We start from the raw sequence: 21108 nt of genomic DNA, 5'->3' as shown, positions 1-21108 counted from the left end.
ATTCCTAAGTTCAATTACTCAGTCCAGTTTACTTATGTATATATCAACACGCTACTAAAATAGAGCCTTTTTCATTCTTATTCTATTGGTTCACCATTAAAATTCTCATAGTATGATGGTTTTTTAGGATCACCAACATTGTTTTGATTTTCATGTAATTTTTGTCTTCTTGTTCCCTTTTGTATTGGATTAATTGCTCCTTCTTTATTTGCCATATAAAACACATCCTTTCCTAAATATTTTGTGCCTATAGAGAATTTTAATCCCCATCAAATTTAGTTAAGAATGTAAATTTTTAAAATTAAATTTTATTTTCAAAATCTTTATACATAAGACTTGGTTGTATTCCTTGGTTATTTTGATATTTTCCACTGTTATATAAATCATATTCTCCATCAATATTATGATAATAAATTTGACATATCTCTATGTTAGGATATATTTTTATAGGTTGAACACAGAATATTTCTAACGTCCAATATCCTGCAAAACCAATATCACCAAATCCTGCAGTAACATGTATAAATAATCCTAGTCTTCCAGTTGAAGAACGCCCTTCTAACATAGGAACATATTTATTAGTTTGAGTAAATTCATTTGTTCTCCCTAAGTATAACTTCCCTGGTTCTAATAATAATCCTTCTTCAGGTATTATAAGTTTTTCAGTTTCATTTGGAATTTTCATATCCAATGTATCATTCTTATATACTAATAATTCATTAAATAAAGTTAAATTATAACTATTGGGATTTATTCTTTTTTTATTAAATGGTTCTATAACAATCTCTTTTCCTATATGCTTTAATATCTCTTTTCCTGATAATATCATTTATAGTATCCTCACTTTCATAATTAATTTTTTTGAATTAATTTTCTCATTAATAATTTTTTGATTAAAACTATTATCTATGTATTAATTTCTAAGTTAAATTTTATTTCTGATTTATTATAATATAATAAACCAAATTTGAAAAATCAAATTTGATCTTTATAAAAATCTAAGGTGTTGTTTTACCACCTTAGATTTTAGGAACTATTTTATTAATTAATTGCATATATTATCTACTAAAAAAAATGAATCAGCCTACTTAAAATTCATAGGTATATACTTTTTATTACATAAGTTTAAATAAATATTAGTTTCATCAACAATTTTAATTGCATCCCATTCAATATTATCATCTAGATATATATTAGCATTAATTATATTATTACTTCCTTCACATATACCAACAAGATTAATTTTATCTAGTATTTCATTATAATTGAAAAGCTTTAAAATTTGTTTATTTATATTTTCACCATCTATATCTGTACATATAAACTTACTACTTAGTATCTTTGCGTAATCATCTATACTATCTGTACTCTCTCTAATATTACTTGTAATATACCAAGTTAACATAACTTCTTCATTAGTTACTTCCTTTATTTTATTAATATCATCTTGAAAATTGTATCTCATACTGTCCCATAATTTTTTAAATTCAGCTACTGAAAAAATTATTGGTATATACTTATATTTTTCTTTAAAGCAATACTTTATATTAGGAATCCACAATATCTCCTCTCCTAAACGCCTAGCTATAACATTACTCTGATTGGATTGATTACTATAATTTAATTTTAATTCTACATCTGAATCTACGTCTTCGGATGTTACTAAGTTATCTACATAGCCATTGTAAATTATCATATCATCGTATTTAACACTAATTTTTTCATCATACATGTCACCACTTAAAACTATCTCCATATTTCTAATCCTTCATTTACTACTTACGTTATTTGAACCTTTTGTTATATTGTTGTGAATTTTTTTAGAAAACCTTCTAATACTTTTTTTCTACATTTCCTGCGGTATTCATTCGTTTTTCTACTTCTATTATAATTTGTGGATTCTTTTTAATAAATGAATGTCCAAGTTCATTGTCAAATGCTCTTAACGCATCTATACACATTTCAAATAACTCTTCATTATCTATAAGAATTAATTTATATATTATATTGAACTCTTCCTCAATAACTTGATTATCAAGACAATATACTAGTTTTTTTTGCCAATCTAAATCTTTATTCAATACTTCATTATATAATTTATTCCAATCATCGCTAGAAAATTGTTTTAAAATATCTTGTGCAATAGAGAATCCATCATCATACCATGAATCAACTGTTGTTTCCTCTAATAATAATTTATCTAACTCTTTATACATATAATCACCTCTTAATTTATTTAAAATCCTGATGGTTTAGGTGCATTAACCAACAGCGAAAATATCATTATTGTTGTTAATATTATATGAATGTCCTCCAATAACCTGATTTTTAGTAGTAGCTTTACGTCTACATTCTAAAATTTTATTTTTTGTAGACTCATCAAAAATTCCTCTTGTTGTTACATATTTATATCCATCAATTACTAAATCTGATGTTGAATCTAATGATTTGAATTTTACCATTGTGCCTTCTTTATATTTCTTCGTTGCATCAAAAGTTGCTATATCCATTCTTTTTTCTAGCTCTGATCCTGACATTGGAATTCCCTTATAAGTTTTAGGCATTTTATTAATTTTATCATTCTGCATAACAACATTTATAATTACATTACTTCCAAGAATACTTAACAATAATAGTTCATTTTTGTATTCAAGTTCTGCTAATGCCTCAGCTACTCAATTTTGTGGATCATCATCTGTAAATTTCTCAAATGATTCTCTACAGCTTCCATTTTCATATACTGCATTACTTTGATTATAGCATTCTCCTTCAAGTGAAATATAGCTTGATTTATTTTTTTGAACTAATACCTTAAGTAAATGAAAAAAGATTAACACTCCAATTACTGAAACATTAATCTTTTAACTTATTTCACTACATTATTAAAATTATGCAGTAACTTACTTTATCTATTTCATTGGTATTACTACATTTATATCTATTTTAACTATTATGAATTGAGTTACTATTTAATTTTGCATCTAATTTTATAATAGTTGCTTATTTAGTTTTTCTGCTTTATGCAACTCTCCTAGTAATAGATTATTATAACTATCCATATATGCTCTTACTCCACCAATTATATTAATTTGATTTATATCCTTATTATTTTTTAGAATATCTAATGCATTCATATATCTTATATATATCGGTTTCATTACACCACTTTTAATTTCATCAGCATATTCCATTTCAAGCTTCTTTATCACAATTTCTATTTATTCTAATAACTCTCTTTTTATATCCACTTAATTGTCCTCCTATCTACTTGGTACTTCTCTTATTTCTTTTATCCATTCTAGCGACCACCCTTGTGGTAATAAAATTTGGTCACCATCGCCTTCAAGTAATGCTCCAGTTTTAGTGTATTGTTTCTCAACCCTACCAATATTTATTGTTGTACCTTTAGGTACCTCTATAACTGCTTGATATTGTCTTGAATTTTTCCATTCTGGAACTAATGCAGTATTAATTTTTGCATTAATTCTATTTCCTGCTGGTGTAATAGTTACAAATTAATATTCTCCACTTGCACATCAAAACTAAACTCATTCAATAGTTCTAATATTCGTTCCTTCAATTTCCCAGAATTAGATACTGGAGCATCTAAATAAAAAATTGCTTTTCCTACTTTATTTTTTTACAACATTTCGCCAATCAACATAATTGCTATTTGCGTTTTATCTATCAGGCGATAGGTACCTCTAAGTCCTGCTAAATCTCTAATAGTTCCATCCATGCATTTTAATAATACTGACTCAGATAAAGCCACTTCTAAGGTGATTATAGTATTAAATCCGTCAATATTTACAATACTACCTTCTAAGTTACTTTTAACTTCTTTATATCTTCTATTTTTAATATTCTTTGCTGAAGAAATAGCTCTTACCAAAGCTAGCCTTTGCCTTTCAGATAGTAGATAATGATTGCCTACAAATACAGATGCACCTTTTATGCTATAACCTTGATTTAAAAGATAATATAAATCGTGTCCAGCTTTATACAGTTTTTGAACTGATTCACTGCTAAATTCTTTTTCATCATTAGGCAAATAGCCTCTTTTAACAATTTTGCTCATAACTTACCATCCTATTATTCTAATCATTATGACATTTGAATTAATCCTTAATCATCTACTGCTGCATATAGTGATCCGTCTTTTTTAGGTTTCATAGCTGCCGGAAAATTTTACTATTTAATAGTCTTGAAAATCTCCCAACTTTCTTTTTCTTCAAATGATGGTTCATATATTATTTGAAATACACTTTCAATAGGTCTATCTTCGGGTAGATACTTTTTTTTCAACGCTTCTGATACTCGACTTTCCAATTCATACATAACATATCTTTTATCTAATTCCATAATTATCACCTCTATTAATTATTCAAGAAATGTACCATAAGTTATCCAGATTGGAATTTAGTTATTAATCAGCTTAAAATTATATTTAGTGATATTTTAGATAAAACATCTTAAGAAAAAGAACTTTAAGTTAGGATATTCCTAAAATTAAAGTTCCTTAAAAATTATTTCTAAGAAGAAAATTAGAATACACAAAAATAATATAATATTTAATACTTAATAAAGTCACTAATTTTTTATATTTACTCTATACCATATACCTCTTCTATTAGTAAAAGTTTTTCTTGCACTATTTCTTTTTCATCCTCATGCTTTTCAATATAAAACTCACATGTAAAATATAAATATAAATACAACTCATCATAATCTATAATATCATAGCAGTCATCACCTACATAAAATAAGACTTTATTTTCTCCAAAGTACTCATCATCATCTTTATTATAGTCTTCTGAATAAATTACCCCTAAGATTTGATTTCTTTCAGTTTCTTTACTTTTAAATTTTTCTAAATGTTTTAAAAATCCACTTCTATTTACATATGAATTTAAGACATCAAGAACTGTACCTTTATCTAAATAATTCTTCTTCATTCTCTCATTAAACTCTTTGTATTTATACATAACTATTCCCCCTATTAGTATAAAATATTAAATTTATTTATATCTTCTAAATCATCTTAGATTTCGCTTTTTCTTTTCTTGATTTTTTGAAATATGCTATCCTAATTGTACATCAAATATGCAAAAGTACTTAACTGTTATCTAAAAATTCTCAACTATTAGCTTAATATTGTGTCCATTACAATACTGGCCAAGCATTTTCTACTACACCAGTATATGAATCTTGATATGCTTCAAATTTCAATACTTTTCCTTCATAATCTACTTGCCCTTGAATTATTGTTTTATGTTGGTTTTCTAATGGAACCACCCTATTATTTAATAAACCTTCGTCTACAGCCTTTTTACTTAAATCAATTATTTCTTCATTAGAAATTCCTGCTGGATCATATACTGTTTTTTGTATGGTTTTTTCCCTCTGGTGGTATTTTCTTATATTCATCATTTCCTTTTTTACCTGTATAATCCATTTTCTCATATTCCACTCTATGTCAAAAATTCCATCTATATCTGTGTAGTTCTTTCTATCAATATATATTTATTAGACTCATCATTATTTGCTTACAGATGACTTGCCTTTCATCATATCTTCATCAATTTCAAAATTATGATTTACTGAATTTACTATTTTAATTCTAAGTTTGGAATATTGATTAATTGACTGAAATTCTATAAATTTAGAATTAATTTCAAAATATATAAACCTTAAATCAGGATAAAACTCTGCTATACCATCTTCAATATCAATAAATCCTGTTAAATATATATCATCAATATCATTATCTACTACTTTTTTAAATTTTCTATAATTTTTATTTCTCCTATTCTTTTATGCTCTGATATTATTTTTATAATAAGTATAACTTATTAAAGTTCTCCCATTAAAAAAATCCAACAGACAATTTAATATCCATTGGACTTTTATTCTTAACATAATAATTATCAAAAGAAATTATTATGTTATAATCTATAAATTCTTTAGTTTTAACATTAAAATCATGAACAAATTTGATTTTCATTTTATTTATCCCCACCTTATACTTTTACTTTTCACATTTTATTTTCTTTATTTTTTCTAATTCTTCTATTGTAGGTTCCTTTTTTTCATCTTCTAACTGTCCTTGATCATTCCATTCTTTAAAGGCTTTTAATACACTAACTTCACATTCTGCCCAATAAGTCATTATGCCTTCCTCGTTCCATTCAATAATTTCACCATCAACTAACCCTTTTTTCATATCATAATATTTCTTTAGTTTTCCATTAAAATAAAATTCTATAGTTTGGATATCTTCTATACCATCAACGTAGAATGAATACGACTCAACTTCCCCGTTATCAAATAATGTATAACCTATTCCATTGTATGGTATTTCAGTATCCATTTCTACATTAAGGCCTGTCAAAAGGTCATATCCTATTTCGGTATATAACTCCTTACCTTTACTTAAAATTTCTTTCTTTGATAATATATTCAATAATTTCACCTCTACTTATCAAATTTTAAATTTGGATACTTTTTACTGTACAGCTCTGCTCCAATACCACTGTCTAATAATGTTAACATTTCTAATCCTATTTTAGTAGCCTCAAACGTTTCTTTATGCGGTGATTCATTTTTTAAATGTTCATGCAATAAATCTAAAGGTTTTCCTTTTTGTTCTTTTAGCTTACGTTATCTTTTAATCCTAGTTATTTTGGTTTTTAAAAGTATTTCAGTACAATAAAAAAAGATTAATGCTCCAATTACTGAAACATTAACCTTTTTAACTTCTTTCACTGCATTATTTAGATTATGCATTATCAAATCCTCTTACTCTTATTGATTTAACTATACTCTGCTGTTATTGCTTTTTATGCAGTTAATCTATTCTTTATTATGTATTTATTTATTTTTTCATCTAATGATTCCTTTTTTATTGGCTGAAAATTTATATTGTTATACTCATCTTTTTCTGCTTCAAATAATATGCCATTATCACCTTCATATGATTTAGTATGAATGAAAAATTTTTCTTTTATTTCTTTTGGTATTCCATTTGGAAATGCAATACATTTACCTTTCGGCAAATTATGTTTACAGAAAAAATATTGAGATATATCTTTATTTTTTACGCCTTTATCTAAAGCTCATCTTTCTATTACTGATGCTGGTTTATCACTCATTGTTTACTTACCTCCATTATTATATATTTATATACATCTTCTTCCCACGCTTTTGTAATTCTGTATTTCAATCCTCTCTCTAAAAGTATTTCAGCTTCATCTATAGAACTAATAGAACTTATACTTTCACCATTAGTATTAGATACTTTTACATATTCAAATATTCCATCTTCATCATTTAGTATTGCAAAATTATCTGCTACTGATGGTTTTAAGCTTGTTGAAACATATCATTTATCTCTAAATATATATTCTTGATTTTTAATTATTTTATCCCAATTTTCTATTATATCTTCTTTTGTAAATCCTCTATATAGCTCAATTTCACTATTTATCTTTCCTTTTTGCTATTGAACTATCAAGATTCTTAATTGTTTTTATTAAATCATCATCAACCTCACTATTTCTTAATCCTGCATTTAATCTCTCATAAATATCATTTAACTCTAGTAATTATCTATAGTATTTAGTATCTCTTTACTACAAGATCCACTCATATATATTTCCATTAATAAATTTTCAACTTCTGGTTCTTTATACAACTTTATATTGTCAACTATTACCTCTAATAAGTACTTATTAACATCCATTACTTTATTGTACATGTTATTTGAAAATTTGATAATATCTTGTTTTGAAGCTTCTTTAAAAAACGCTTTTAATTGCATCTCAATATTTTCATTATTAAATCCTAATTCATTAATATTAATCATAATATCTTCTATTGATAATTCATCTGAAATAACATCTACCATTACTTTTTCTAACTGAACTATAGCAATTCTTGAATCCTCATTTTCAAGATAAAATCGATAAAAAAATTCTTTATCTAAGCCATTATACGTATAATGTATAGTATCTGCATCTATATCTTTACTGTAATTTTCCAACAAAACACTCTCAGTAGAAAAGTTATCAATTGTTTTCCATAACAAACTTCTACAATCATCATAAATTCTAAATTTCATTATTCCAGTTTGAATATTCTCTTCGCATTCAACAACAGGATATAACTGATTAACACTTATTCCTTCTTTTTCTATGTTTCTTTTAGATTTTAAAATCATTTTCTCACTCCTATCGGAATCAAATTCTCGTCCAAATCTACAATCCAAAAACCATCCTTATCTGTTACGGTACTCTTTAATCTCTTTATTATATTGTGGTAAATCTCCTTTATCAATTACTTAAATATGTTAACTATAAAAAAATAATGAACCATCCTACTTAATTTCAGCTGATTCATTTAATTTCCTGAATACATTATTACAATTATACAGTAAGTTCATTTAACCCATATATTGATTTTTAAATTATCTAGAAATACCTTCTATTTATACAGTTAAATACTCATTAAATTGTTTCTAAATTAATACATACTGTCATTATATCTTACCATGAATAATCTAGATACAAATCTGGTACTGACATTGACGGAATACCAATATTTGATAATTCCTTTGCGAATTTATCAATGAAACTATTAGTACATCTTGATGGCTTTTCTAAAAATTTAATTGAATATCCACTTCTCGTTCTAACAAAGCTAGAAATATTTAGTTCAGTTAATATTTCTGCTAGATATTCTCCTCTGTTAGTAAAAACAAATAGTTTATTAGTCTCATTATTGTATTCTACTTTATCAGGCTTCAAATTATTATATAAATTATTTATTTTACCTTTAAATTCTTCTAACTTAAACTTATCAACTTGAATATTATTATTTGTAATCATAGTATCAAGTTCTATTGTTTTAATATTTCGTTGTAACTCACTAGTTGTACTCATATACTCCTCTAACTTGTATTTTACAAACTTAGTTATTATAGATATTTCATTTAGTATAATTTCCATAGCATCATCATCTACATCTGTATTTTTACAAATATTCTCAGCTAATAAATCAATAGTTATGTTCTTATCATTTTCTTGTATGAATATTCTAATCCCCAAATTATACATATTGTAATTTACTTTTAAATTTATGCACTTGTAATTTGCTGGATTTAAAAAATTACACTCACTAATACATTTAATATATTGAGTCTGTATGTTGTTGATTTCATTTACTAATATAATATTATCAAAATCTATTTTTTTCATTTTCATCTCTGCTTTCTCTTAAATTTATTTTAATGTATCAACATGAACTGGATATGCAGTAATAATATCTGAAATATTACATTTTTCAGCATTCCTATATAAATACATTTCAATTGTTATTCCATTATCAGCCACCCCAATATAATGCCACCCATTTGCAGTTCCGACATTCTTTACAACACCTTTAAATATATGGTCAACTGTATCATTCATACGGTATTTTAGTTGGAAGTGATTTATTAGCCTCAGTTGCTCCCTTAGTATTCTTTAATCTATTTAATTCACCTATTTTATTTACTGTATTTTTAGTCTTATTAGCAATTTTATCACCAAATTTTAATATATTCTGTGCTTTACCTGAAAATTTAGCTAGTGATATTCCGGATTTAGCAATGTTTATTAGCCCATGTCCTGCTATTACAGTATCAATCAAAATTAAGCCTACACTAGTAGCTTTGCTTACATTATCAAATACATCTTTGTTAGGTGCTTTTTCTCTTAATTTATCATAGTCTTCAGCATCTCTTCTATCATCTTCTGCATACATATCCCTTAATTTTCTGTTAGATTTAGAATCAACTGCACATTGATCATAGTTTAATCCTAAAACCTTTTCTCCAAACTCTAAACTAGTATCTCTTGTGAATGTACTGAATTTTGATATTCCCCCACCTAGTGCATAAAAAGTACTTGTTAACGTGGCCTTACTTTCACGTCCCATATTTTCTAATCCATCTATTACAGAATTATGCCCTTTATAACTACTTTTATCATATGCTTTAAATGCACTTACTCCTCCAGCACACGGTGCTGATTTGCCTACTTCCCCTAGAATGTATTCACCATCTAATGATTTAAATTTTACCATTGTGCCTTCTTTATATTTCTTAGTTGCATCAAAAGTTGCTATATCCATTCTTTTTTCTAGCTCTGATCCTGATATTGGAATTCCCTTATAAGTTTTAGGCATTTTAATAACTCATAAAGGTACTAGTGTCGATTTACAATAACATTATTTATCAGACACTTATATCTTCAGAACTGCTAAAAAAAATGAAATGAATCAGCCTACTTAAATTTCAGCTGATTCATTTCATTTTTCACTGCATTGTTACAATTATTCATATAGATTATTCCATTTTAACATAAATATACTAATTTAGGTATATTATGAATTGTATTAGGATATATTTATTATTTTTAGCTAGTATCATCTAAATTTTGTAGTTACTATATACCAAATACCAATTTTTTTATTAATCTAGTTTCTTATTATTTTTTATGAACAATTTTCTATTATCCATTTCTTTGCCTGCTCTTCTTCCAACAAAATTGGTTCTTCAAGTGTACCAATATTAATACTTTCAAAGTGAGCTTCTTCTATACCTTTAATATTTGTTAATGTCACTCCGTTTAATATCGTTTCTTCAAATGTCGCCACGCTTATATCTACATTATCTAGTCTTGCATTACTAAAATCCGTTAAGTAAAAATAAGCATTTATTAAATTGCAATCTACTAAATCAGTATTTCTAAATATTGCTTCCAAGCAATCACTTTTACTAAATCTAACTCTTTTTAAATTTGCATTAGAAAAATTAGTATATGATAAATCTGATTTATAAAAATCACAAGCATCCAAATTAGTATTTTTATAAGTTGACGAACATAAAAGCGATGCATGAAAATCCATGCTTTTCAAGTTAAGATTATCAAAAGTGCATTCTACTATGTTCGCTTGTTCTAACAATTTGTCAGAAAAATCAAAATTACTAAAGTCTACCTCCTCCAAACATAACTTTTTGCCTTCTTTACCACTTGTTTCAACCCATTTTTTATGCAATTCAAATTTACTAATAATATTATCTTCCATCTGCTTCCTCCTTAAGGATACCATATTATTCTATCTGCTATTCCTGCTTCATCAATTGCTTTTTTCAATTGTTCAATATGTTCAGGCACCAATTTTCGTGCATCAATAATCACATTATTCCCATTCTTAAACTCTTTTTGTATCTTCTTCATACCGTTTTTTATTGTAAATGCACCTCTTTTGGGATTTGTTATTGGTATTCCATTATCCCCACTTGGATATGATTCAAAGCTTTTTACATCCCATTTAAAACCAGTTATTGTATCAATAAATTCTGCACCCTTATCTATTTGAGTATCACGAACAATGTTTCCTAAATCTCCTCTTTCTTCTAATGCAAGACCTACTTCTCTTTCTTTTAATCCTTGTTCTTCTATTTTAAATTCATGAGAAGGGTCTCTTGCTAAATCCTCTAACTCTGTTTGAGTTCTTCCACCTGTATAAGTTTTACCTGCCGCCTTAGTTTCATTCCCTTGAGCTTTATTTTCTTTCCCCTTATTATTTGAACTACTTTCTTTCTCATAATTTTTCTTATTGGTAGCATTATTATTTTTATCTGTTTCTTTACTACTTCCGTTATTTGAACCTTTTGAAAAATTATAAGCTCCAAGCCCTAATTCTGCTCCACCAATTCCAATTCTTACTGCTGAACCTATATTAACTATTTCAACGGAGCTAGATATTGCTAATGTACCTTTTGTACCATTTAATATTGGTAATGAACCACTACCCATGTTAGATATATTTCCAGGTGATTTACATATGTTACCTGCACCTTTTACTGCCATGAATAAATTTATATCTATGCTATATGCATCATATGCCTGCTTGAGTCTTTACTAGTATCCCTTTATATACTTTTTTTGAATCAAATACTTCAATATCACTTCTATTTTTTAATGCTACTCCTGATTTGGGTACACCATTATACATATTAGATTGCATAACAACATTTAGCATTACATTACTTCCAAGAATACTTAGCGATAATAATTCATTTTTGTATTCAAGTTCTGCTAATGCCTCAGCTACTCAATTTTGTGGATCATCATCTGTAAATTTCTCAAATGATTCTCTACAGCTTCCATTTTCATATACTGCATTACTTTGATTATAGCATTCTCCTTCAAGTGAAATATAGCTTGATTTACTTTTTTGAACTAATACTTTATTGCTTCCACTTATGGATACACTTCCTCCACTTAAGCTTATTCCACCTGATACTCCTAAGTTTAAATTTCTTGAGCTACTTATATTAATTCTATCATTTATTTTACTGACTCCTAAAGGTACTAGTATCGATTTACAATAACATTATTTATCAGACACTTATATCTTCAGAACTGCTAAAAAAATAATGAACCAACCTACTTAAATTTCAGCTGATTCATTTTTCACTACATTATTAATATTATTCAGTCATTTATCTATAGTATTTATTAATCCCTCTTGTATAGTGAGTTTATACATTATGTTTTGTTATCATTCTCATATAAAACAGCCTGTAACTTGTCATAAATAATCATTAAAACTTAATCCAATGATTATTTTATTTGTTGTATTTTAAAAATAATTTTTATTTTTATATTTTGAGTAAGCAACTGATTCGTCTCCACACTCTTCAAATATTTTATTATTAATACTTTTATTTAAGTTATATAATTCTTATATTTTATTTTGCAGTTAATTTATATATCTACTACTCATCATCCTTACTATTCAAGTATCTATCTATTATTTCTTTATGATTTTCATTAGTAGGTTCAATACCTAGAATTTCATACTCCCATATTATTTGTCTTTCTCCTGATAAAAATGGAGATTTTAATATATCATCATAATTAAATTTAATATTAAATTTTCCAGTATTATTTAATCTAAACGTAAAATTAGTCCATACATCCTCATTATTTTCTTTATACTCTTTATATAATTCTTCAACAATATCAGTTAATTCCATCAATAAATTCTCATATATATTCTCATCAATACTATATATAGTAGGGATATCATGTCCATATATAATATTATTACTTGTCAATGAATTAAAATAAAAATATACTTCACTTGAATCCTCGAGTACTTCTCCGTATAAATAAATCTCATTCCACTTGTCTGGTATCATTTCTATTACCATATTAGCAATTTTCCCATATATTTCACCCATTTTCTTTGTTTCCATTTTGTTAACCTCCAGATTTATTTAAAATTTTTATTATTTTAGTTCTTTCTCCTTCTATAGTATACTTTATTTTAAAGCTTACTGGGCGTAAATTATTAGGTTCATAAATACTCTGTATTTTTACTTGTACATCTTTTCCTTGCTTTAATGCATTAGCCCACTCCGTCTCCATATTGTACCATTTCCCACCTGCTCTATTAATTTGAGAATTCATAGGTACTAGATTATCTATCTTTCCTGAGCCTAAAAATTGTGAACCAATTAAATGACCACCGTCATCATCTAGCTTACATAAATAGCTTATAATTAGATAGTCCTCTTATTACAATTTTATGATGCACTCTCAACTTTAGAAGGAAATTCTCCTGTTTCTTTATAAACTTTTTTTATCTTTGATGCAACTTTAAACAATCCTCTATCAGAAAGGCTTCCTTCCTCACTCTTTAGTATACTTAATTCCATAGTTCCCTTGTCAAACTTAATTTTACCTGTAGGTTCTTCATAATCACTACCTGCCTTATATATTACACTTTCTTTATCTTCTAATTCTTTTCTTCCATAAACATTTATAGCCATATTATTCTCTCCTTACCTTAATGATTCTACATAACCATTCCAATCAAAAATTTCAGTAGTTATATCATGTGCCTGCCTCTGAGTGGATTTATTGATTCTATAATATGTTGATTCATATAACTCATGCTTAAGTAATAATATATCATTATCATGAAATTCTCCTTTACATAGTCTTTCCCACGCCATTGCCATTTCATAATCTGGGTCTAACCTTTCCATGCCAGAATCTTTCAATACTTCATCTAAAAATACATGTTCCTTAATTTGATTTATATCTTTAATATCCCATCCAGTATTATTTGCTATTTTTTCAACATCATCACTTATTCCTCTGAATGAATCATACATTTCTTCAGCTATTTCATCTAGTTTATCATAATTCCTAGTTGTAACCTCTGTAGGTTTATATACACCTTCTTTATAATTATATTTATAAATGTCGTCAGAATATTTCTTAACTACATCATCAAGAGCTTTACCTGCCCCCTTAGTTTCATTCCCCTGAACTTTATTTTCTATATTTTTACCTTTATTATTTGAACTACTTTCTTTCTCATAATTTTTCTTATTGGTAGCATTATTATTTTTATCTGTTTCTTTACTACTTCCGTTATTTGAACCTTTTGAAAAATTATAAGCTCCAAGTCCTAATTCTGCTCCACCAATTCCAGTTCTTACTACTACACCTATATCAGCTATTTTAACAGAGCTAGATATTGCCAATGTACCTTTTGTACCATTTAATATTGGTAATGAACCACTGCCCATGTTAGATATATTCCCAGGTGATTTACATATGTTACCTATACCTTTTACTGCCATGAATAAATTTATATCTATGCTATATGCATCATATGCCTGCTTATACTGAGACTTATTTTTATAATATTCATTTGCTTTTTTTCCTTCTTCTGTATATTCAGCACTTGCACTCATAGCATTAAGTCTTTTGTCCTGATCAAAACTAAGTATTCCATCCAATGAAGCACCTAAAGCTAAAGTATCATAGTATCCTTTTGTTGCTACTCCCATAAATGCATTACCAAATGATTGTAAATGCTTCTTGAATGTTCCTGTATGCTTACTAGCAAGATTAACATCTACAGGTATAAAAACACTCCCATTGCATGTAGGATATGCATGTCCTAAAATAAATTCATCATCACCTGCTTGAGTCTTTACTAGTGTCCCCTTATATACTTTTTTTGAATCAAATACTTCAATATCACTTCTATTTTTTAATGCTACTCCTGATTTAGGTATACCATTATACATATTAGATTGCATAACAACATTTAGCATTACATTACTTCCAAGAATACTTAGCGATAATAATTCATTTTTATATTCAAGTTCTGCTAATGCTTCTTGAACTCCAGCTGTTGGTTCATCATCTGTAAATTTCTCATATGTTTCTCTACAGCTCCCATTTTCGTATACTGCATTACTTTGATTATAGCATTCTCCTTCAAGTGAAATATAGCTTGATTTGTTTTTTTGAACTAATACTTTATTACTTCCACTTATGGATACACTTCCTCCACTTAAGCTTATTCCACCTGATGCTCCTAAGCTTAAATTTCCTGAGCTACTTATATTAATTCCATAATTTATTTTACTGACTCCTAAAGGTACTAGTGTTAATTTCCTCAGAGTTTCTTTATCAATCGCAGATATTTATTTAATTGCTAAAAAAATAATGAACCAACCTACTTAATTTTCAGCTGATTCATTTTTCACTATATTATTAATATTATTCAGTCATTTATCTATAGTATTTATTAATACCTCTTGTATAGTAAGTTATACATTATGTTGTGTTATCATTCTCATATAAGGTAGCCTGTAACTTTTCATAAATAATCATTAAAACTTAATCCAATGATTATTCTATTTGTTGTATTTTAGAAATATTCCTCATTTTTATATTTTGAACGTTGAAATTCTTTACCTGCCTTATAATCTTTCCAATTTAAAAAACCACCCTTATATTCACCCAAAAGCCCATTCCAAAAATTATCAGTATCCTTTGCCCACATTCCCTCACTGACAAAGAACTTGCCAGACTCAGATATACATACAACATATTCCCCACTATGTAATCTACATACAGGAATTGTTTGTTCTCCAACTTTTTCATTATAATTTGCATTATGTTCATAATAATACTTCATATATTCATAACATGTTGAATGTACATCATAATCTTCTTCTCCAAAAGAATCTATATATTTAGCTATAATTTGCAATTCATCAAACTCTTCCATGAATTTTCTTGCAGCCTCAAATACCTCATATCCTTCACTTTCAAGTATTTTAACTCTATTTGTTATATTTGCTTTTTGATTTTCAATCCAACCTGCTCTTGTTAATATTTTTTACTTTTTCTTCCAACATATTATTTCACCTTTCCTACATTATTTAATTTTCCAAATGTTCTTTTGCAATTTTCGCATGGTTTAGCATAATTTCCCCAAGTAGTTTCTAAACATTTAAAGCTAATATCATTAAATTTAGCACCATTTAATATTGCTTTTCTAATACTCCATACTTCTGCACAATTCTCTACATTCCAATCTTGAAAAGAAGGTTGCCCAGTAATTTCACTAAATTTTCCAGATATTCTAGCCTCATTCTTAGTATTTTCAATGGCATCTGTCAATTTCTTCATTTCAGAAATGACATCATCTTTTCTAAGACCTTTACTTGTGAAATACTCATCTGTTAATGTATTTTTTATATAACTTTCAGTTAATGTATTTTCATAATATTTTGAATAAGCAACTGATTCGTCTCCACACTCTTCAAGTATTTTATTATACATAATTTTGTATTGAGTAAAACATTGTTACTCATTGAATTTATCCCAAATTATTGTTCCTTTTTCATTAACAATATTATCTAATGCTTCCCAAACACTATCTCCTACCCAACCTATCGATTTGAATATTCTTCCAGACTCAGATATATATAAATTTATCTCAAAATCATAAAGCGAACCTATAAGCATAACTTTCTCATTTACATATTCCTCCAAACTAAAGTGTAAGCTATTTAACACTCCTATTGTTTCCTTAATACAAGTACTATGCTTAGATACATCTGTAGTTCCATCCTCATCAATCTCTTCAACATTTATTTTTAATTCGCCAAATTCCTCCATAAACCTTTTAGCACTCTCTAACACTTCAAATCCTCTTTCTTGAAGAAATTTTACATTTTCTGATATATCTATTTTTCTTCCCTCATACCATCCTGAATTCTTTAATACTTCTATTGTTTTATTTGATATTTCCATCTTAAATACCTCCTAATAATCAATGTTGTAAGTTCCTTTAAATGTTTTCCTGCAATTTTTACAAGGTTCCGCAAATCCACCACTTAAATTTTCTGTACGATAAACCAAATCATCATATCTTGCACCTTTTAAAATTGCATCTCTTGAACTCCAAATCTCTGCACAATTATCAACATTCCAGTCAGATTTAAAACTCGGTTCGCCATATACATTAAATTTACCTTTATCTGCAGCTTCACTTTTAACTCTTTCAATATCAGCTCTTAATTTAGCCATATCTTCTTTAACAAACTCTTTATTTTTTCCAATCCAAAAGCTATCAGGTAAACTTTCTAAATACTCATCTGATAATAAACTTCTATAATATTTAGTATAATCCTCAGTTGTTTTACAAAATTCTCTAGGATCAACTCCTGTATAATCTTTTATTGTTGGGTTATATTTCCAGATACCACTTCCAGCTTCACCTTTTAAGTTTAAATCTCCCAAATCCACAGTCGAACAAATTTTACTTATATCCTGTACATCTTCATTATTTATTAATTCTTTTCTATATTTTTTTAAAGTATTCGTTATTTGTTCTCTACAATTATTTAAATTAAATTGCTTTATTCTATCAGCTTCAGTAACTACATTTTCAGCTTCAGCCACCCCATTATTTACACTTCCACCTTCATTTGGTTTTATTATCCTATTTAATTCATTTTCAAAATCATCAATTTTATTTGCAGTTTTACTACATACTTTAGTGCCTTTTAATTTATCTATAAGTTCTTTTACTTTTTTACTTTTTGATAATGCAATTGATCCTTTAGCTGCTCCAATTAGTAAAGAAATGCCTCCTGACAATATTAATGTATTTTCATAAATATTTGTAAATCCTTCAAATGCTCTTTCATCACCTGAAAGATTCTTAAAAAACTTATGTACTCCTTTTTGAAGTTCAGTTATACGTTCTATACTTTCAGTATTTTCCTTATAGGTATTTTCGTCTCCAAGTCCTGTTTTCTCTCCAAACCATCTAGCACCCATAGGTAACCATTTTAATGGTTCAATTAGCAATTCTGCATGTACATCTGTAACAGCAGCTCCTACCAACTGTTCTGTTGGCTTCGCTTTTTCATATGATTCTTCTCCAGCTTTTATAAACTCACCATAATCATCTACTGCTGCATATAGTGATCCGTCTTTTTTAGGTTTCATAGTTGCCGGAAAATCTTTACCATTTAAATTTACTTTTACCCTGTCACCTTCATTATAATTTTTCTCTTTATTATATTGTGGTAAATCTCCTTCTGTTTTACTATCACCTGTGCTATTCACAACTGCATTAGCTCCATCAGCCGCTGCTAATAAAGCAGCTTCATTCATTTTCATTTGTTCTTCTAATGCCTCAGCTACTCCATTTTGTGGATCATCATCTGTAAATGCTTCATATGTGTCTCTACAGCTTCCATTTATGTGTCTCTACAGCTTCCATTTTCGTATACTGCATTACTTTGATTATAGCATTCTCCTTCAAGTGAAATATAGCTTGATTTGTTTTTTTGAACTAATACTTTATTACTTCCACTTATGGATACACTTCCTCCACTTAAGCTTATTCCACCTGATGCTCCTAAGCTTAAATTTCCTGAACTGCTTATATTAATTCCATTTTCATCATTTAAGTTGACATTCATTCCACCTGTATAGAAATTAATAGCTCCTGGTAATATGTCTAAATTATTTCCACTTTCAGTTGAAAAGTATCTATTATTTGTATTTGATATTTTAGAGCAGCTACTTCCATTTTTTCTTACACATCCAGTTACAATAGGTTCATCATATCTGTTAGGAAAATAGAGCATTACGCTTTCTCCTATGTTTGGCATTGCATACATTATGTTTCCTGTTGGTGGAGCATACTTAAACCATGATGCCTTGCTTATATCTTGGGTTTCATCTATATTTAAATGAAGCTTTACCCTTTCTCCATCTACTGCAAGAACTTTTCCTTCTATGGATATACCACTTAATTTTTCATTATATATTTTTTCTTGCCAAATTCCATTTTTTCTACAAAACCTATATTTATATATTAATTCCCTATTATGCATTTGTCCATAATATTGGTTTATATAAAAATCTCTTTCTTTAAATTTTATTAAATCTCCAATGTCCATTTTTTCTCTAAGCATTACTTCATAATAAAAGAAATCTGTATCATGGAAATCAATTCCTAAAGTTAAGACTTTATAATATTTTTCTAAATCTTTACTTGCCTTATAATTAATTTCATTATTTAAAGCATAAAATTTTAAGCTAGGCTTTCCAAAATAAATTATATTATTTGTATTTACTACATCGCAGATTAGTTCTAAACCTAGATAACTTCCTATTCTTTTTAAAAATTCATAATCTGTTTCTTTATATTGAAAGAGTGGCTTTTCAATACTCATAGGTCTATTCATGCATTGAGCAAATCCATATCCTTCATAATTTTTTAGGATTTCATTTATTAATTCATCATAACTCATATTTATATCTTGAAAAGATCTTGTCCTTTTTTCAATATCAAGTAATGAGCTACTAGATGAACCTTCTAATTCTAAATAATATATTCCATTAATATTAGTTGTTTTAATATTCTCTATTATTCCATTAAATATTATTGTTCTTTTTTCTTCATTTGATGTATTTTCATTATTATTTAAGTCTGTGTTTTCTATTTCTTCATAAACACATATTTTATCATTTGTGGAAGCTTCTATAGAATACTTAAAATTTACGCTATCATCTATTAAGCATTTTAAATATACTTTTCCATGTTCATTAGGTTTGCAGAAAATTTTAATATCTTCTATTTTAAGTATTTCATATGGACATTCTACTTTTAGTTTTTTTGTTGCTTCCATAATAACTCAAGTCACCTCCTTGCTATTAACCTTCTTGTCCACTAGTTACAAAAGTTATATTACCGCCACGACAGCAATATATTACTGAATCTGTTGTAAGTGCTGGTTCGCCTTCTACTATAGTATCACCTTTAGTTTTTATCCAATCATGAACTATTTGTGGTACACACTTTATCCCAGTTTTTATATTTCCATCTTTATCTATTACTGTTATTTCAGTTTTTTCTACAAAGCATCCCTTTTCTTCGCATACTCCAAAATAACTTATATTTTGTTCTGTATTGTCCTTTTTATTTAATATTGGATTACCATTTGCATAACTTCCATGACTTACAGGAATGTTTATCTTTCTTTCATTACTTCCTTTATTGCACTTCATTTTTGCTCCTCTTACTACATAGTAAACTGCCATGCTCTCACCTCCATTAATTATTTATTTTTCACTTCTAATTTTTCTAATAAAATTCCATTAAAATTACGTCTTAATATACTCTCTGCTACATCTAATCTAACAACGATTAAAGTTTGCTCACTTTCTTTAACTTTAAATATTTTCTTATTTTTAATTTTATTTTCATCTAACACTATTTTTTTAACTACACTTTTATTTAAATTGAATTCTGATTCTTCGCTCAAAGCTTGTACTTCTTCAAATATAGGCAAATAATAAATATGTTGCTCTAATTTTTTATAATCAGTTAATGCAATCATTTTAAAAATTATATTAGAATTATATTTTGATAATATCTTTTGCAAGTCTTCTGAAACTAAAAACATTGGGGTATAAAGAATATCCAAATACTCAATTCCTTGTGCTGATTTAACATAAAGAAGGTTATTATCTTCAATATTATCTGCTCTTACTAAATTCAAATCTTTAGTATTAAAATTCTTAAATAAGTTTAAAATTTGTGGAGTATTAGAGTATCTTTTATCTTGTTTTAATAAAAAAATAATATCTAAGGTGCTGTTTTACCACCTTAGATATTATTTATATAACTATAAAGGGATACATTCCTCTATAAGGT

General features: G+C 27.2%; 33 protein-coding genes and 2 pseudogenes. All 35 read right to left on the bottom strand.

The annotated features are described in order from the left end of the window. Nucleotides 1–77 precede the first annotated feature (77 nt). Nucleotides 78–215: a clostri-philic family protein gene (locus NG918_RS15345; RefSeq protein ID WP_252216782.1), complete on the bottom strand. Its 138-nt coding sequence runs from the start codon at nt 213–215 to the stop codon at nt 78–80. Nucleotides 216–301: 86 nt separating this feature from the next. Continuing rightward, entirely contained in the window at nt 302–829 is a 528-nt protein-coding gene (gene dcd, locus NG918_RS15340; protein ID WP_252226907.1) for a dCTP deaminase, read from the bottom strand. A gap of 255 nt (nt 830–1084) precedes the next feature. Next, complete coding sequence (locus NG918_RS15335) at nt 1085–1756, bottom strand: hypothetical protein (protein WP_252216785.1); 672 nt, start codon at nt 1754–1756, stop codon at nt 1085–1087. Between the two features lie 76 nt (nt 1757–1832). Continuing rightward, the gene (locus tag NG918_RS15330; RefSeq protein ID WP_252216787.1) at nt 1833–2216 is read right to left on the bottom strand and encodes a hypothetical protein; all 384 of its coding nucleotides are present in this window, start codon (nt 2214–2216) and stop codon (nt 1833–1835) included. 45 nt (nt 2217–2261) lie between these two features. Next, a complete protein-coding gene (locus NG918_RS15325) occupies nt 2262–2630 on the bottom strand; it encodes a hypothetical protein (protein WP_252216789.1) in 369 nt (122 codons plus the stop codon). Nucleotides 2631–2675: 45 nt separating this feature from the next. Then, nucleotides 2676–2837, bottom strand: a complete 162-nt coding sequence (locus tag NG918_RS15320) for a hypothetical protein (RefSeq protein WP_252216791.1) — start codon at nt 2835–2837, stop codon at nt 2676–2678. A gap of 150 nt (nt 2838–2987) precedes the next feature. Beyond that, on the bottom strand, nt 2988–3209 hold the full coding sequence (locus NG918_RS15315; protein ID WP_252216794.1) for a hypothetical protein: 222 nt from the start codon (nt 3207–3209) through the stop codon (nt 2988–2990). Between the two features lie 299 nt (nt 3210–3508). After that, nucleotides 3509–4078: pseudogene (locus NG918_RS15310) on the bottom strand (DUF434 domain-containing protein). 113 nt (nt 4079–4191) lie between these two features. Then, the gene (locus NG918_RS15305) at nt 4192–4362 is read right to left on the bottom strand and encodes a hypothetical protein (protein ID WP_252216798.1); all 171 of its coding nucleotides are present in this window, start codon (nt 4360–4362) and stop codon (nt 4192–4194) included. Between the two features lie 242 nt (nt 4363–4604). Next, nucleotides 4605–4985: a ribonuclease toxin immunity protein CdiI gene (gene cdiI / locus NG918_RS15300; RefSeq protein WP_252216801.1), complete on the bottom strand. Its 381-nt coding sequence runs from the start codon at nt 4983–4985 to the stop codon at nt 4605–4607. A 178-nt stretch (nt 4986–5163) separates the two neighbouring features. Continuing rightward, nucleotides 5164–5463, bottom strand: coding sequence for a CdiA family toxin C-terminal domain-containing protein (locus tag NG918_RS15295; protein ID WP_252216804.1), 300 nt, complete (start codon nt 5461–5463; stop codon nt 5164–5166). Nucleotides 5464–5866: 403 nt separating this feature from the next. After that, a complete protein-coding gene (locus tag NG918_RS15290; protein WP_252216806.1) occupies nt 5867–6004 on the bottom strand; it encodes a hypothetical protein in 138 nt (45 codons plus the stop codon). A gap of 24 nt (nt 6005–6028) precedes the next feature. Continuing rightward, nucleotides 6029–6463 carry a toxin-antitoxin system YwqK family antitoxin gene (locus NG918_RS15285; RefSeq protein WP_252216808.1) on the bottom strand — a complete coding sequence of 145 codons (435 nt, stop codon included), beginning with the start codon at nt 6461–6463 and terminating at the stop codon, nt 6029–6031. 11 nt (nt 6464–6474) lie between these two features. Beyond that, a complete protein-coding gene (locus tag NG918_RS15280) occupies nt 6475–6621 on the bottom strand; it encodes a hypothetical protein (protein WP_252216811.1) in 147 nt (48 codons plus the stop codon). A 39-nt stretch (nt 6622–6660) separates the two neighbouring features. Continuing rightward, nucleotides 6661–6786: a hypothetical protein gene (locus tag NG918_RS17025; RefSeq protein WP_286674018.1), complete on the bottom strand. Its 126-nt coding sequence runs from the start codon at nt 6784–6786 to the stop codon at nt 6661–6663. Between the two features lie 53 nt (nt 6787–6839). Next, nucleotides 6840–7055, bottom strand: coding sequence for a hypothetical protein (locus NG918_RS15275; protein WP_252226901.1), 216 nt, complete (start codon nt 7053–7055; stop codon nt 6840–6842). A gap of 92 nt (nt 7056–7147) precedes the next feature. Beyond that, nucleotides 7148–7369 (bottom strand): annotated as a pseudogene (locus NG918_RS17125) (hypothetical protein); the annotation flags it as partial. A gap of 228 nt (nt 7370–7597) precedes the next feature. Beyond that, the gene (locus NG918_RS15270) at nt 7598–8266 is read right to left on the bottom strand and encodes a hypothetical protein (RefSeq protein WP_252216817.1); all 669 of its coding nucleotides are present in this window, start codon (nt 8264–8266) and stop codon (nt 7598–7600) included. Nucleotides 8267–8543: 277 nt separating this feature from the next. Next, nucleotides 8544–9260: a hypothetical protein gene (locus NG918_RS15265; protein WP_252216832.1), complete on the bottom strand. Its 717-nt coding sequence runs from the start codon at nt 9258–9260 to the stop codon at nt 8544–8546. Nucleotides 9261–9278: 18 nt separating this feature from the next. After that, a complete protein-coding gene (locus NG918_RS15260) occupies nt 9279–9467 on the bottom strand; it encodes a hypothetical protein (RefSeq protein WP_252216834.1) in 189 nt (62 codons plus the stop codon). Continuing rightward, complete coding sequence (locus tag NG918_RS15255; protein WP_252216837.1) at nt 9460–10224, bottom strand: hypothetical protein; 765 nt, start codon at nt 10222–10224, stop codon at nt 9460–9462. Before NG918_RS15255 ends, NG918_RS15260 begins: the two co-directional genes overlap by 8 nt. Before the next feature lie 309 nt (nt 10225–10533). After that, complete coding sequence (locus tag NG918_RS15250; protein WP_252216839.1) at nt 10534–11127, bottom strand: pentapeptide repeat-containing protein; 594 nt, start codon at nt 11125–11127, stop codon at nt 10534–10536. Nucleotides 11128–11138: 11 nt separating this feature from the next. Beyond that, nucleotides 11139–11915, bottom strand: coding sequence for a hypothetical protein (locus tag NG918_RS15245; protein ID WP_252216842.1), 777 nt, complete (start codon nt 11913–11915; stop codon nt 11139–11141). Nucleotides 11916–11943: 28 nt separating this feature from the next. Next, nucleotides 11944–12087: a hypothetical protein gene (locus NG918_RS15240; protein WP_252216845.1), complete on the bottom strand. Its 144-nt coding sequence runs from the start codon at nt 12085–12087 to the stop codon at nt 11944–11946. 739 nt (nt 12088–12826) lie between these two features. After that, nucleotides 12827–13309: an antitoxin YezG family protein gene (locus NG918_RS15235; protein ID WP_252216847.1), complete on the bottom strand. Its 483-nt coding sequence runs from the start codon at nt 13307–13309 to the stop codon at nt 12827–12829. A gap of 4 nt (nt 13310–13313) precedes the next feature. Then, a complete protein-coding gene (locus tag NG918_RS15230) occupies nt 13314–13613 on the bottom strand; it encodes a DNA/RNA non-specific endonuclease (RefSeq protein WP_353735871.1) in 300 nt (99 codons plus the stop codon). 26 nt (nt 13614–13639) lie between these two features. Beyond that, nucleotides 13640–13885: a hypothetical protein gene (locus tag NG918_RS15225; RefSeq protein WP_252216850.1), complete on the bottom strand. Its 246-nt coding sequence runs from the start codon at nt 13883–13885 to the stop codon at nt 13640–13642. A gap of 12 nt (nt 13886–13897) precedes the next feature. Then, nucleotides 13898–15187, bottom strand: coding sequence for a hypothetical protein (locus NG918_RS15220; RefSeq protein WP_252226900.1), 1290 nt, complete (start codon nt 15185–15187; stop codon nt 13898–13900). A 602-nt stretch (nt 15188–15789) separates the two neighbouring features. Then, complete coding sequence (locus NG918_RS15215) at nt 15790–16218, bottom strand: SUKH-3 domain-containing protein (protein ID WP_353735870.1); 429 nt, start codon at nt 16216–16218, stop codon at nt 15790–15792. A 65-nt stretch (nt 16219–16283) separates the two neighbouring features. After that, nucleotides 16284–16709 (bottom strand): hypothetical protein, encoded by a 426-nt coding sequence (locus NG918_RS15210; RefSeq protein ID WP_252213540.1) that lies wholly within the window; start codon nt 16707–16709, stop codon nt 16284–16286. 24 nt (nt 16710–16733) lie between these two features. Continuing rightward, nucleotides 16734–17183 carry an SUKH-3 domain-containing protein gene (locus tag NG918_RS15205; protein WP_252213542.1) on the bottom strand — a complete coding sequence of 150 codons (450 nt, stop codon included), beginning with the start codon at nt 17181–17183 and terminating at the stop codon, nt 16734–16736. Between the two features lie 12 nt (nt 17184–17195). Then, complete coding sequence (locus NG918_RS15200; protein WP_252213544.1) at nt 17196–18560, bottom strand: hypothetical protein; 1365 nt, start codon at nt 18558–18560, stop codon at nt 17196–17198. 80 nt (nt 18561–18640) lie between these two features. Continuing rightward, on the bottom strand, nt 18641–20080 hold the full coding sequence (locus NG918_RS15195; RefSeq protein ID WP_252213546.1) for a late control protein D: 1440 nt from the start codon (nt 20078–20080) through the stop codon (nt 18641–18643). 25 nt (nt 20081–20105) lie between these two features. Continuing rightward, a complete protein-coding gene (locus NG918_RS15190) occupies nt 20106–20492 on the bottom strand; it encodes a DUF4280 domain-containing protein (RefSeq protein WP_252226898.1) in 387 nt (128 codons plus the stop codon). A 17-nt stretch (nt 20493–20509) separates the two neighbouring features. Next, nucleotides 20510–21037: an imm11 family protein gene (locus tag NG918_RS15185; RefSeq protein ID WP_252214017.1), complete on the bottom strand. Its 528-nt coding sequence runs from the start codon at nt 21035–21037 to the stop codon at nt 20510–20512. Nucleotides 21038–21108: the final 71 nt, after the last annotated feature.

The organism is Clostridium sp. ZBS2 (assembly GCF_023845855.1).
GTDB lineage: Bacteria > Bacillota > Clostridia > Clostridiales > Clostridiaceae > Clostridium > Clostridium aquiflavi.
Note: the sequence above shows the minus strand (reverse complement) of the source record. Positions and strands in the feature narration are given on the sequence as shown.